This is a genomic window from Vibrio sp. QJM3NY_21 (assembly GCF_057785975.1).
Genome location: NZ_CM173514.1, coordinates 371484 through 385856, shown reverse-complemented (window position 1 = coordinate 385856; position 14373 = coordinate 371484). Strand labels below are relative to the sequence as shown.

Annotated in this window: 10 protein-coding genes; 4 read left to right on the top strand and 6 right to left on the bottom strand. The window is 40.0% G+C overall.

Going from position 1 to position 14373, the window contains the following annotated elements; translation table 11 throughout:
* Positions 1–104: 104 nt before the first annotated feature.
* Positions 105–392 carry a hypothetical protein gene (locus AC3CID_RS17585; protein WP_171737639.1) on the bottom strand — a complete coding sequence of 96 codons (288 nt, stop codon included), beginning with the start codon at positions 390–392 and terminating at the stop codon, positions 105–107.
* Positions 382–1503 carry a plasmid recombination protein gene (locus AC3CID_RS17580; protein ID WP_488527793.1) on the bottom strand — a complete coding sequence of 374 codons (1122 nt, stop codon included), beginning with the start codon at positions 1501–1503 and terminating at the stop codon, positions 382–384. The genes AC3CID_RS17585 and AC3CID_RS17580 overlap by 11 nt, the downstream gene beginning before the upstream one ends.
* A 171-nt stretch (positions 1504–1674) precedes the next feature.
* Here AC3CID_RS17580 and AC3CID_RS17575 point away from each other — a divergent pair, with 171 nt between their 5' ends.
* Positions 1675–2925, top strand: a complete 1251-nt coding sequence (locus AC3CID_RS17575; RefSeq protein ID WP_488527792.1) for a replication endonuclease — start codon at positions 1675–1677, stop codon at positions 2923–2925.
* 237 nt (positions 2926–3162) lie between these two features.
* Here the strand turns inward: AC3CID_RS17575 and AC3CID_RS17570 are convergent, their stop codons facing one another.
* The 3 genes from AC3CID_RS17570 to AC3CID_RS17560 all read right to left on the bottom strand — a co-directional run bounded on the left by AC3CID_RS17570 (position 3163) and on the right by AC3CID_RS17560 (position 9298).
* Positions 3163–5031: a recombinase family protein gene (locus tag AC3CID_RS17570; RefSeq protein ID WP_488527791.1), complete on the bottom strand. Its 1869-nt coding sequence runs from the start codon at positions 5029–5031 to the stop codon at positions 3163–3165.
* Between the two features lie 286 nt (positions 5032–5317).
* A complete protein-coding gene (locus AC3CID_RS17565) occupies positions 5318–6523 on the bottom strand; it encodes an acetate/propionate family kinase (protein ID WP_488527790.1) in 1206 nt (401 codons plus the stop codon).
* Between the two features lie 765 nt (positions 6524–7288).
* Complete coding sequence (locus AC3CID_RS17560; protein ID WP_029224327.1) at positions 7289–9298, bottom strand: DEAD/DEAH box helicase; 2010 nt, start codon at positions 9296–9298, stop codon at positions 7289–7291.
* Between the two features lie 393 nt (positions 9299–9691).
* Here AC3CID_RS17560 and rnb point away from each other — a divergent pair, with 393 nt between their 5' ends.
* Entirely contained in the window at positions 9692–11698 is a 2007-nt protein-coding gene (gene rnb, locus AC3CID_RS17555) for an exoribonuclease II (protein WP_488527789.1), read from the top strand.
* A 188-nt stretch (positions 11699–11886) separates the two neighbouring features.
* Positions 11887–12693 carry a helix-turn-helix domain-containing protein gene (locus AC3CID_RS17550; RefSeq protein WP_004731740.1) on the top strand — a complete coding sequence of 269 codons (807 nt, stop codon included), beginning with the start codon at positions 11887–11889 and terminating at the stop codon, positions 12691–12693.
* A gap of 167 nt (positions 12694–12860) precedes the next feature.
* On the opposite strand, the gene AC3CID_RS17545 is transcribed toward AC3CID_RS17550, so the two are convergent.
* Positions 12861–13223 carry a DUF3024 domain-containing protein gene (locus AC3CID_RS17545; RefSeq protein WP_004731741.1) on the bottom strand — a complete coding sequence of 121 codons (363 nt, stop codon included), beginning with the start codon at positions 13221–13223 and terminating at the stop codon, positions 12861–12863.
* 309 nt (positions 13224–13532) lie between these two features.
* Here AC3CID_RS17545 and AC3CID_RS17540 point away from each other — a divergent pair, with 309 nt between their 5' ends.
* Complete coding sequence (locus AC3CID_RS17540) at positions 13533–14348, top strand: phosphate ABC transporter substrate-binding protein (protein WP_146456413.1); 816 nt, start codon at positions 13533–13535, stop codon at positions 14346–14348.
* Positions 14349–14373 lie beyond the last annotated feature (25 nt).

Here is a 14373-nt window from a genome sequence, read left to right as displayed (position 1 = left end):
ATTGTTTATCGGTTAATTTTGTCTTTGTAATACCACTTTCTGTATATTTTAAAGTGGTATTACTTGAGTGTGCTTAAATAACACTAATCCAAGCTTAGTGAGTTCTACTTTTTATCAAGTTCTTTCAAAGCTTCACTTTTACTTACTTTCTTTTTATTCACTTTCTCTACAGCTCTAAAAAAGTCATAGATTTTACTAGCAATGTGAGAAGTAAATTTCTTTTCATTTTCGTCAGAAAGAATTTCTTTATCAAAAACTTTTAACAATCGAATTATATTATCAAGATAAGGGTCACTACATCCATGCTTTGCATAGTACTCTCTCTTCAACCTTAAACTTAACTTCATTATCTCATTTATGTTTGTTTTTCTATCTTCATGTCTAATACTCATTTTCAAACTCACCTTTAGTTATTATTTTAGTTTTGGCATTTCTTATTTTCTTTATAAGCTCATCTTTAAACAAAATATTTTCATTCAGAGAGCGTATTTCAGCCTCTCTTTCTGACAATTTTAATTTATATTTCATTTTACTACTTCTACTTTCAGACTGTTCCTTCATATGTAAAGAAACTATTGACCTCAACTTTCTATTTTTTGATTTTAATCGTTCTATTTTTTCAGAGTAAAACTTTACAGTTGATTTATTCCTAAATTTGTCTTTAATTGCTGTTTCTATGCTATCTTCTCTCTTGATTAAAGACTTGTTTTTTACTTTTAGGCGCATCTTAAAGCTCTCGATTGCTTTACTCTGTTTAATTAACTCGTCTTTCTTGACTTTAATTACTGACTTTTGGTGCTCAATTGTATCTAATGAATCACGAATGCGGCTTGCCTCTGCTTTTCTAGCGTTGTATTCAGCTCTTGTCAGTCGCTGCCGTTTTGCACCCAATCTCAACAACCCAAATTTCTCGGAGACTTCTCGATGATACTCATCCTGCAACTTTCTATAAGCGTTTTTGTAAGCATCAAACTTTGCTTTCCTCCCTCCCTCACTCGTTTGTCTTGCTAGCAACGGTTCATGTAAATACATTAAATTAGCTTTCCCATGCTCTTTCGTGTCAGGGATCGCAACTACAAAATGCAAGTGAGGGTGGATAGGCTCCCCTTCATCAAGGTGCAAAATCACTGAGAGCAAGTTATCTTCATATTTATTTTTTAAGTATTCAATATTCCGCTCTATCCATGCACTTGTAACATGTGTTTTATTTTCCATATCAGACACGTAGATATCAGGAGGTAATGAACAAACCCCCGACAGTACAACATTTGCGTCTTTTCTTAGTTTTCTTCCTATTTTATCTCTAGCCTTAGACTGTCTATTTTCAATTATTTTATTTGCTTGCATTGCGTCTACACCATACAACACTTGTGGCTGCAATGGATTTTTTACATGAGAGCAGGCATATTCGAGTCTCATGAACTCTTTAGCAACGGAAATATAAGACTTTCTTTTTTTACTCGGAAGAAGACTGTATAATTCATAATGAATGAATTGATACATATTATCTTACCTATTTAAATTTATTTAAATCCGACGCTTATTGTTTTTTGGAACAAAAAACAATAAGCTTAGTCGGTCACTAAGTGTATATTTTTATACTACCATTAATTTTAAAATAATATCAACATATTATTGCCAGTCATTTCAAATAAATGGTAGTATAAAAATAAAATGACAAATATATTAAACAAAGAACTTCTTGCTCACAAATTCATTAATTCCTCAAATTCTTCCATAAAGAGATTTGGGTATTGTTATTTTCACCAACAAATGCAAAACATATTAATTAACTATTCAACACTATTAGAAAACACATTAGACAGTAAATCGAATGTATTAAAGCTAATTGATGATATAAGTAAGACATTTCCTGCCAATTTAATAAAACAACTCCCCCTCCGTGATTTAGTGCGCTCTAATCGAATAAGACAATCTGCATTAAAACAGCTTAAATCTAATAAATATTTGTCTCGTAAATTTCTCGAATATGTAAAAGAAGAAGAGCAATTATTCGATATGAGGAATAGACTTGTCGGCGGTAAAAATAAACCTTATATTTCAGACAAAGCACTGCGTAGAGTTCAAGAACAAGACAGTGCGAATAATAAGTTTTTGACAAGTGTGCTTGGTGATAAAACTTGCGTTGAATCATTCTTAGAAAAGCAAGATAAGCTTAGAAGTAGTGTTTTATATCAACAAGTAAAAACACTTGAAGATATTGCTATTGCACGAGACTACGATTTCCTGTTCATAACGATCTCTGCAACACCAGAGCATCACTCTAACACTCTACACAACACTATGTACCACCAATGGAATGGTGAAAGCGTCAGAGCGACACACGAAAAATTTAACTATCAATTTAAACTTCATCGGAACTATTTATATCGTCACAAGTTAAGTATTAATCTAGAAAAAAGCGCTAGTATTAAGACTGTAGAACCAACTAACTCTGGTTGTCCGCATTACCATATCGTTTTATTTTGTGACAGTTCACTAACTAATAAATATATTCAGTCATATAAAAAGTACTTCAAAAATGACTTCGCTAATTTAGATATAAAAAGGTTCACATCAAGTAAGTTAAAAAGAAAAAGAACACATAACTTATCTTACATATCTAACTATATATTAAAGCACTGTTTTATACTTGAAACTACACGTGATACAAAAAAAACGGAACGGGTCATTGCTTGGAGAAAGTATAATAGAATACGTGCCTACCACATTTCAGGCATTCAAAAAAAGTTCCTAGAGTACAAAAAAAGCAAACTATATAATCTGGAAAAAGTAACACCAGGTGATATTGGAGAGTCTAGAGAACATTCGCATATTGAGTTTCTAAATTATTTAATATTTGATTTATCTTACAAAATCAAAATATGCAACAAAAATAGTAAAAAGCACACACATCAAACTTGAAATATGTAAAAAAACAACATGCCACTTATAGTGGCTTTTCGTCGTTGTCACGCAATAAAAAACAAAATTCAAATTAATATAATACAAATATAAAACTTATAGTCAAAGAAGATTGCACGCTTATTAACGAATACATAGACACATCCGAAGGAATTACAACCAATAAAATAGTTATATATAAATTAGAAATTCATTTATATATAACTAATATTAAGTAGAAACTACATGTTGGGAAGTTTATGCACTCTTATCTAACAATCCATTTCTAAGCATAATACTTGTAATATTCTTTTTACTGGGGCAAAGACCTGCATTTAACTGTGCATTAAACGAAAACTTCACACTAGATAAGTAATCTGAATCAGTTGGAATTGCTGCCCTTGTGAGTTGTGAAAACAACTGATTTGTTTTATCAGCAAGCTCTTTTAAATCAACTTGAATCACTTTTTTCATGTCATGTTCCTGATGTTTTTGGAACTTTGATTCAATAATATCCTTCCCAAACTTATACCCGCGCTCTCTTAGTCTCTCTAAGCGATCATCAAGATACAATTGAACAGAACCTAGGTTTCCTTTGAATGTCACAATACAGTCATTCTCTGACACAACCACGTACTCTACAAAGCTACTAATAAAACTGTTGTATTTACGTCTGTCGACTTCTTTACTGAAATCTAATCCTGTAACTTGCGACATGTCTGGTGTTGACTGTGCTTTTAACAATATAGCTTGTTGTTGTTTTAAGCTTTCAACTTCAATACAAGTGCTATCGAGTCCTGTTGCTATCATAGCGATGGCATCAGTATTATTCATTTTCTTAAGTTGTTTTCTCAACTCGCCAATTTTTTTCGTGCGTTCATTAATTTCAAACTCTATGCCTGCTAGCGTTTTAGCGTCACTATTTGTACTTCTGCTACCATAAAGCTTTGTATAGTCGATACACTCAAAACTATCTATTAGCAACAACTCTACAGGACGGTAATTCAATGATCCTTTTTGCCCTTGTGTGCATCCTCTTTCGTCTAAGTAGTTTCGACAACGTAATTTAGGTTGACCTCTGTTCGACTGCGCAAAGCTCAATGTTCCACCGCATACCGAGCACTTTAAGATTCCAGCAAACAAATTTTTGCAATTGTGCGATTTAGCCCCTTTTTCATACATAGCGAAACTTGCCTGAACTTGCGAGAATTCACTTTTGCTAATCACACACGGATAATAATCAGCTATTGGGTTACCCAAGGGGATTTTACGGCGTTTACCTGTACTATAGTCATCTGTTTGCGGTTGAAAAACACCTAAACATTGCTGCATTTTCCAATATTTTTCGACAAGTTTAGAACTCCATGGTCGACCATTGAAGTTTAATAATCCTTCTCTATTAAGTTGCTTTGCAACAGAAGTTGAACCTCGTTTCTCATTAATGCGCATTTTAAAAATACGTTTTAGTAATTCAGCTCTTTCTGGTATCAGTTCAAACCTTGTTTTACACGTGGAAAGCTTCATCCAAGGAGGGCAAATTGAAGTTCGCCTTGCTCCCCCCGCTCTCTCTTTCTCTCTCTTTTTATCAAATGTAGCCCTTATACGCTCTGATTTTTGCTGACTTTCCATGTATGCAAGATGAAAACCTACAGTTAGAAGCAAATCACTACCTAAATCCGCTTTTCGGTCGTGATAAACGACTAAATTGAACCGTTGAATTGCGACATCAATTTTATGTTTTGCAAGTTCAAGGAAGATCATTCTTGATTGGTTAGGGTCTAAGCGACTGATTCGGTCAACAGCTTCAACTACGAGTAGAGAATGGGGTGGAATTTCACCTTCTTTGGCTGCTTGCAAAAATGCTCCTAAACCAGCATTTTCGTCAGTGTTTCTTCCCAAATACGCTGATAACCCCTCATCAACTATCATCTCGTTCGCAACTTCGTACGTATACTTTTGTCCAGAATTACCTGCTCTCGCATTCAAATCTTCAACAAACTTCTTTCCACGTTCAATTTGTCTACTAATACCTTGTCCATTCTGAGCTTGTATCGATTTACTTACTCTTGAGTAGATATACGCTAGTCGAGCAGTGTTCTGATTTGTAATTTTACTTTCATTCTTCATATTGTTTCTCTGTCAATTTGAATACATTTCAACAAATAACACATGACGAGTCAACGAGCAAATACGACAAATCCAAAAAAAACCCTATAAGAAACAATAATATACAAAAGTTATATATATTGAAAACCAGATTTTGAATATACAAAAATTGAATATTCATGCAAATTAATCTTGTATTTCTAACTCAGTAAATAGGTTTCATCTTCTTAATTCTCCACCTTCCACTTTTGTTAAAACAAAAAAAAGCCGCTGTAAATCAGCGGCTTAATATCTAGTGTAGTTAAAACTATTTAGTGCGATTCATCACTTCAATCGACTGACGTACGATAACTAACTCTTCATTGGTTGGGATAACCATTGCTACTGCGCCAAGCATTTCTGATTTAGCGATGATGCCTTCAGCACCAAAGCGAGCTGCTTCGTTGCCCGCTACATCTTCAACAAAACCAAGAATCTTAAGGTTGCTTAGGATCTCACGACGAATCGGTAGAGAGTTCTCACCGATGCCGCCAGTGAAGATGATGCCGTCTAAGGAATCTAGCGTTGCTAGGTAAGAAGCAATGTACTTTGATACGCGGTAAGTAAACACCTCAAACGCAAGCTTAGCGCCTTCATGGCCCTCTTCCATTGCTTCTAAAATGCCACGAGCATCGCTCGTAAGACCAGACACGCCAAGGAAGCCAGACTCCTTGTTTAGAGAGTTGAATACTTGCTCTTGTGACCAACCTTTCTTAAGTAGGTATTCGATAATACCTGGGTCTAAGTCACCACAACGAGTGCCCATCATAAGGCCAGAAAGCGGTGTGAAGCCCATTGAAGTATCAACACTGTTACCGTCTTTGATAGCACATACAGATGCGCCGTTACCTAGGTGAACAGAGATGAAGCTCGATTCTTCTACTGGCTTGTTGACCATTTTCGCAGCTTCACGGCTAACGAAGTAGTGGCTCGTACCGTGGAAGCCGTAACGACGAACGCCGAAGTCTGTGTATAGCTCTTTTGCGATTGCACCTGTAAATGCACGTTGTGGCATCGTTTGGTGGAAAGCAGTATCAAACACGGCGAACTGAGGTAGAGAAGGGAAAGCTTCAATTGCAGCACGGATACCGATAGCACCTGCTGGGTTATGAAGTGGAGCTAAGTCAGATAGGCTTTCAATCTCACTCGTTACTTCTTCAGTAATACGAACGGTTTGAGTGAACTTCTCACCGCCGTGAACGATACGGTGACCGATCGCCACGATATCAGCTGTGAAGCCTAAGTCTTCCATCAGGCCAACCAATTTGCCAATGGCAATTTTGTGGTGGTTACCCTCGCCTTGAATAGCAATTTCTGTTTTCTGACCTTGATGCTTCCAGCTCATGCGAGCATCTTCAAGACCAAAACACTCCCCTAAGCCACTTAATACTGCGTCACCAGAAACAGAATCGATGACAGCAAATTTAAGGGAAGAACTACCCGAGTTAATAACCAGAACAAACGAATTAGACATTGGATATGGATCCTGTTTCAGTACGAATTTAGTGAAGTTTGCGCTTCAATTTTAGTTAAGTCTATTATTCAATAATTTTTGAATCTTTCAACTTTTGTTTTGCAAAAACCACCAAATGAACACAATTAAGTTGATCTTAGTCATCAATTCATTTCTTTCGAGAACGAAAATTAAAAAATAGTTGAATTAGATGAAGTAAATGCACTTATGAAACTGATAGGTCCATACAAACCACATTGAGAGCAAAGTCACCTTGGATTGAAATATTACCCAAGAGTCCAATTCATAAATTAAGCCCATAAAGCAAAAAAACAAGCTGGCGTTCTACACTGCGACTTAAAAAATACAGCACGACACTTAAATATAGAGCTGTTGGTTGCCAATACCCGCTAATAGACTTTAAGACGTTTAACGTCGCCTCAGCACTATAAAGAGATCACTTATTCGGCTCGAACTGTTGAGCAGCTCTTACTTCAAAATCTATTTTCATTTTTCACTATAGCTGTGCATTTCTTTTGCTAGACATCGCTCGACTCCCATACATCTAGACTAGACACGCTAAACGGCGCTTTACGCACATGTCACTGTGGCAGCCTTATGATGCGAGGCACTATCTTAATCAGGGCTTAGGACGTGCTACAGGCGTAAAGAATAAAATAGCAGGCACAAAAAAGCCGAGCATAATACTCGGCTTCCAATTTCACTGTTTAAGCTATTCGTCTATAAGCACTTGACTTGTAAATTTCAACTTAAACTAAAGGTTGATTAACCTTCGCTGCGCTCTGGACGACGACCGCGGTTGCCGCCATTGCCAGCTGCTGCGTTGCCATGGCCACGTTCGCCACGGTGGTTACCACGGTGATCACCACCACGGTTACGGTCAAAACGACGTTCGCCATCACGACCACCAGCAGAGTTACCATCACGTGCGCCGTCACGGTTGCCACGGTAGCCACCACGACCGCCATTGCCACCTTCACGGTTACCACCTTCGCGATTACCGCCTTCACGGTTACCACGGTAGCCGCCGCCATCACGACCGCCACGACCGCCATCACGACCGCCACGGTTGCCATCACGACCGCCGCCGCCACGACGAGGCTCACGGAAGTCGTTGAAATCAACAACTACAGCACCAGCTTCTTTTTGACGAATGCGAAGTTTGCTTAGCTTACCAGCAGTTTCAGAGTTCATTGCTTTTGGCAGTTGAACGTAAGTAGAACCTTGGTCTAGCTTGATAGCACCGATAGAACCTTTAGTTAGGCCTAGTTCGTTTGCTAGTGCGCCAACGATGTCTTTAACCTGAACGCCTTGCTCACGGCCAACTTGTAGTTGGTACGTATCCCAATCTTGAGTATTGAAGTTACGACCACCACCGTCACGGCCATTGTCACGATCTTCACGACGTTCTTTGCGACGGTTCTTATCACGCTCAATAGCAGCGATCATTGGGTCTTCGCCAACGTAGAATAGTGGGCTCTTACCTTGCTGACGCTTAAGAAGCATTGCAGCTAGAGTAGCAGCATCAACTTCTAGAGATTCTTGTAGTGTAGAGATTAAACCTGCGAAGTTTTCTAGAGCTTTGCTCTCTTTCTCAGTTTCAAGCTCAGCACCAAGCTTAGCAACACGTGCAGCAGCAACTTCGTCACGTTGTGGAAGTTGGATTTCTTCCATTTGAGACTTAGTTACACGCTCGATTGTGCGAAGCATACGGATTTGGTTAGTACGAACTAGTAGGATCGCTTTACCTTTACGTCCAGCACGACCAGTACGGCCAATACGGTGGATGTAAGATTCAACATCGAATGGGATGTCGTAGTTAAATACGTGAGTGATACGTGGAACATCAAGACCACGTGCTACAACGTCAGTTGCAACTAGGATATCGATAACACCTTGTTTGATGTGATCAACAGTGCGCTCACGTAGAGACTGAGGAATATCACCGTGCAATGCAGCAGCTTTGAAGCCACGTGCAGATAGCCAATCAGCTAGACGCTCAGTGTCTTGACGAGTACGTACGAATACGATTGACGCGTCAGTTTCTTCAGTTTCAAGAAGACGAGACATTGCTTCGTCTTTTTCTACGCCTTTAACAACCCAGTAGTTCTGCGCTACTTTATCAACCGTGTGGTTAGTACCAGCAACGTCAACTCGTGCAGGGTTACGTAGGTAACGGTCAACAATAGTCTTAACCATTGGAGGCATAGTTGCAGAGAAAAGTACACGTTGTGCAGATTCTGGAGCTTGCTCAAGGATCCAAGTAACGTCATCTACGAAACCCATTTTTAGCATTTCATCTGCTTCATCAAGAACAAATGTATGCGCTTCATCTAGGTGTAGACGGTCACGAGTTAGTAAGTCTTTAACACGACCTGGAGTACCAACAACAATGTGAGCACCGCGGCTTAGAGCACGCATTTGGTCAACAATTGAAGCACCACCGTAGATTTCAAGAACTTTAAGACCGTTGATGTCACGACCTAAGTTTTTGATTTCCGCAGCAACTTGAATCGCTAGCTCACGAGTAGGAGCCATGATGATTGCTTGTGGTTTGTGTTGGTTCAGGTTGATTTTGTTAAGCAAAGGCAGAGAGAATGCTGCTGTTTTACCAGTACCAGTCTGTGCTTTACCTAGTGCGTCACGGCCTTCAAGAAGAAGAGGAATAGCTGCTGCTTGGATTGGAGTCGGAGAAACGAAACCCATGCTATCAAGAGCTGAAAGAATGTTATCGTTAAGGGCTAATTCATTAAATTGAATTACAGATTCGGACATTGGGATCCCACTATATATAAGTAAACAAAAGGTCCCGGGAGCTCTATCAATTCCAATACTGATCCAATCAGATACTGATTCCATTCAGAGTTACGAAGCAGTAATAAAACACTTCAAGCCATTAGGGACGTCTAAGGGAGGCGGATTATTCCCTAAATGCATAAAAAAATCCAGAAAAAATTGAAATACATCACATATTTTTCGCTTTTACATCAATACTGGTTATCATATCGTCAAAACTTGATGGATATCTCGTCACAGCACCCATCTTCTAGCAAATTGACCTAGTTAAATAAGAGGGCAATTAATTAACGCTCACTTCGCCTTTAAGTAGTAATCAAGCTTCGCAATGATTATAGTGTGCTCAATTGTCCTCGATAGATAAAAGTCAAAATGTTTCAAGATAATCCTCTACTCGCTCAACTCAAACAGCAAATCCAAGAAACCCTCCCTAAAAAGGAAGGTACAATCAAAGCCACTGAAAAAGGGTTTGGTTTTCTCGAAGTCGATAGCAAGACCAGCTTCTTCATTCCACCTCCATACATGAAGAAATGTGTACACGGTGACAAGGTAATTGCCATCATTCGCACCGAGAAAGATCGCGAAGTAGCAGAGCCTGAGGAATTGATTGAACAAGGCCTTACTCGTTTTATTGCTCGAGTGAAGTTGTTTAAAGGTCGTTTGAACGTTGTTCCAGATCACCCACAACTGAAAAAGCTGCAACTTAAAGCGAAAGCAAAAAAGGGGCTAAACCCTGAAACGCTAAAAGAAGGCGACTGGGTTGTTGCTCATATCATTCAACACCCGTTAAAAGGTGACAACGGCTTCTTGGCTCAAATATCTGAAAAAATCACAGATGCTGACGACAAGATCGCACCTTGGTGGGTAACGCTTGCACAAAACGACCTACCAAACAGCGAACCTGAAGGCATCGACGACTGGCAGATCAAAGACGACGCTGATCTTGAACGTATCGACATGACTCACGTCCCTTTTGTGACTATCGATGGCGAAAGCACAAAAGATATGGACGATGCGCTTTACGCTAAGAAGAAAGAGAACGGTGATTTTGAGCTAACTATTGCGATTGCTGATCCTACCGCTTACATCTCTCCAGATGATGCGATGGATAAAGTGGCTCGTGAGCGCGGTTTCACTATTTACCTTCCAGGTCGTAACATTCCTATGTTACCTCGTGATCTAGCTGATAACTTATGCTCACTAATAGAAAACGAAGTTCGCCCGGCACTTTGCTGCACAGTGACAGTGTCTAAAGAGGGTGTTATCGGTGATGACATTAACTTCTTCGCTGCCAACATCAAATCTCACGCTCGTCTTGCTTACGACCACGTATCTGACTGGCTAGAAACCGGTGCATCAGACAAATGGCAACCATCAGAAGAGATCGCTGCGATTGTTTCTGACCTTCACCAATTTGCACAAGCACGTTCAGCATGGCGCTCAACAAACGCTGTTGTATTCCCAGACCGCCCTGACTACCGCTTTGAACTTAGCGAAGATAACGATGTTGTCGCTATCCACGCAGACATGCGTCGTACTGCAAACAAGTTGGTTGAAGAGTCTATGATCAGCGCGAACATCTGTGCAGGCCGAGTATTAAAAGAGAGCTTCAACCAAGGTGTCTTTAACTGTCACTCTGGTTTTAAAGCTGAGAAATTAACAGACGTTCTAGAACTGGTTAACCCAGAAGCAGAAACACCGTTTACAGAAGAGCAGATCGTTTCTCTGGAAGGTTTTGCTACTCTGCGTCGTTGGTTAGGCTCTTTAGACAACAGCTACTACGACAACCGTATTCGTAAATTCCAAGCGTACAGCGAGATCAGCAATGAACCTGCGCCACACTACGCGATGGGTTTAGACATTTACGCGACGTGGACTTCTCCAATTCGTAAATACGGCGACATGATTAACCACCGTATGCTTAAAGCACACATCTTAGGTAAAGCGCCAATTCAAACACCAGACGAAACTATTGGTGATGAACTTGCCCTGCACCGCCGTCACCACGGTATGGCTGAGCGCAATGTTGGCGATTGGTTGTACGCTCGTACTCTAGTAAACGCTCCTGTAGAAGAGACTCGCTTCCAAGCAGAGATCTTCGACATTAACCGTGCTGGTATGCGTGTGCGTCTGCTTGAGAATGGTGCAGCTGCATTTATCCCTGGTTCTCTCATTATTGATAATAAAGAGAGAATAGAGTGCAACGGTGATATGGGTACTGTATCTATCGATAAAGAAATGGTATACAAACTGGGAGACGTTTTAGAAGTAGTTCTCTTCGAAGTTAATCAGGAAAACCGTAACTTAGTAGCAAAACCTACTCAAGTATTTGCGGACTTGCCTAGCGAGCCTGAAACGACAAACGAAACCGAAGCTTAAAAGCTTTAAAGGTTACGGCTTTCAAGGTCAAAGCTTGCAAGGTTAAGGCTTTCAAGGTCAAAAGCTTCAAAGGTTCACTTCTAAAGGCGCTAATTATTAGCGCCTTTTTTGTAAATGTCTCATGCTTAAACAATACTTAAAAAAAATAATCAATAAGCAATCAGTTTACAACGTCAAAGAAGCGCACTATGTCATCAATCACAGTTACTCAATTCAGAAACTTCATTCCCAGGAAACGGGAACGTTACCCCGCCTCTAAAAACGGTATTTTCATCGTTTCTAAAGGCAGTATTTCTTTCGTGCTACCTGATGGGACTGAAGCCTCATTGCAAGCCGGAGATTTTACTCTTTACAATTCTGGTCAGATTAAAGACATCACCGTTGACACTGAGAATGGCGAATTCAGCGCAACCTGTGTAGATTTTGATTTAGCTATTTTTCAGAAATTCATTAATCAGTTCAGCGACTTAGAACCCACACGAGTCCCAGATAAATACATTAAGTTTAATCAAACTGATACCGAAATATGCCAATTGAAAGAGCTCATCATGTCGCTCGTTCATTCATCGACTCAGAATGACTACGCACTCACTCAATTAGGTTTAGGTTTGCTCTCTCTAATGGTCGAGCAGCACCCTGCTCTATTAGTTATTATTGCCCGAGCGTCAAGGTTAACCGTGACGCAAAAGGTCATTCATTACATTGAACAGAACATTGAGAATAATATCTCACTCGATACCCTAGCCAGCTATATGGGGATGTCACCAGCCACACTTAAACGCCGTTTATCGGCTGAAGACCTTTCCTTTTCAAATCTATTAAAGATAAAGCGAATCGCCCACGCAGCGACACAGCTCAGAACATCGAATAAATCTATTACTCAAATCGCTTATGAATCTGGATTTAAAAGCGCGGCACACTTCAGTACAGCCTTTAAAACCTATCATGGCAAGACTCCAAAAGACTTCCGCTCTTTGGTTGCACAGTCTTATTAGTTGCACAATCTTATTGGCTGTACTGTCTTATTGGTTGAACAGTCTTAGAAAGTACGAGTGCAGATGCACATGCCGATAAAAGTATAAATCTGAAATGTGTTGGTGGGAATTTACGAAGGTCGTTCGTTTTTGGTATCAAACCACCAGCGAACACCTAAGTAAAATGGTCACGACCAGAAGTAAGATTTAGGGTCTTTTTCTATTTCAGCCAAAATAGCATCAAGATCCTTGGATTGAGGAAGGTAAGGGTAAGGTCCCCAATTGACAGAGTCGGTTTCCGCATTATCTTCAAGTGGCACCATCACCAACCAGCAAGATAACGACTCATCAAAGGTAACGCAGGCGATCTCGTTGGTATAATCACTATGAGATGAGTCGAGTAGATAATGCGCCTGAGAAAACAGCACACCACCCTCACACTCTTCATAAAGGGATTTGCCTAGCTCTACAGGTAAACTGCGATTTCGTGAAGTACAGAGCCTCTCAGCTCCAATTAAAAGACGATTCAGTTCTATATGAATAACGGACATAACACCCCTTGTAACTTCATAGAAACTTCTAAGTAGTGAATTCCTCTACTTAGCTTAGGACTCAACGATCATTTTAGCGAACAAGTGCAAACAAAATACCCGCCCTGCTCCCAGAAACGAATCCTTCTTCAGTAAACACATTCTAAAAGGGCAAAGCCGTCTAAATTTCATTAACCAGTGCCATTTTGGCAGCCACACTGTCTTTCACTAACCAGACTAACTGCTATAACGTATCCGTATAGAATTTCACAAAAGTGTCATATAACCGACCTATCATAGCCAACAAATGTTATTAACTAGGAGTTGTTTATGTTACGAGTCGCGCTTGCCTCTCTTTTATCCTTAGCCCTGTCTTCTCAAGCTGCTTTAGCACAAGAAACCACTATTTCGGGCTCCACTTCAGTATCACGAGTGATGGATGTATTAGCTGAGGAGTACAACAAGACTCACCCCGATAACTATATTGCGGTTCAGGGCATCGGTTCTACAGCGGGTATTACCATGGTTAACAAAGGTGTCTCTGATATCGGTATGAGCTCGCGTTATTTAACCGACCGCGAACAGGACGAGAAGTTGAAGGTGTTTCCAATTGCCTTTGACGGCCTAGCTGTCGTAACTAACCGCTCAAACGCTGTAAGCAACGTTACACGTGAGCAGCTATTCGATATCTACAAAGGCAAAATTACGAACTGGAAAGCCGTGGGTGGTGCGGATCAGCCTATCGCAGTTGTAACTCGCGAAGCGTCTTCTGGTTCACGCTATAGCTTCGAAAGCTTGCTTGGTTTAACGAAAATCATTAATGACCGTCTAGTTTCTGACATCAACCCAAATAACTTGGTTGTAAACAGCAACAGCATGGTTAAAACGATTGTTAACCATAACCCGCACGCGATTGGATTTATCTCTGTAGGTTCGATCGACCGTTCGATTAAGGCAATTACATTTGAAGGTGTAGAGCCAACATCTAAGAACATTGCTAACCACAGCTATGAATTGGCTCGCCCATTCTTGTTGCTACACAAAACTGAATCAGTTTCTGACGAGAGCAAAGATTTCATCAAGTTCGTGAAGTCAAAGCCAGGGCAAGATCTTATCGAAGAGTACGGCTACACACGTATTAAGTAGCTATTCACGTATTAAGTAAGATAAG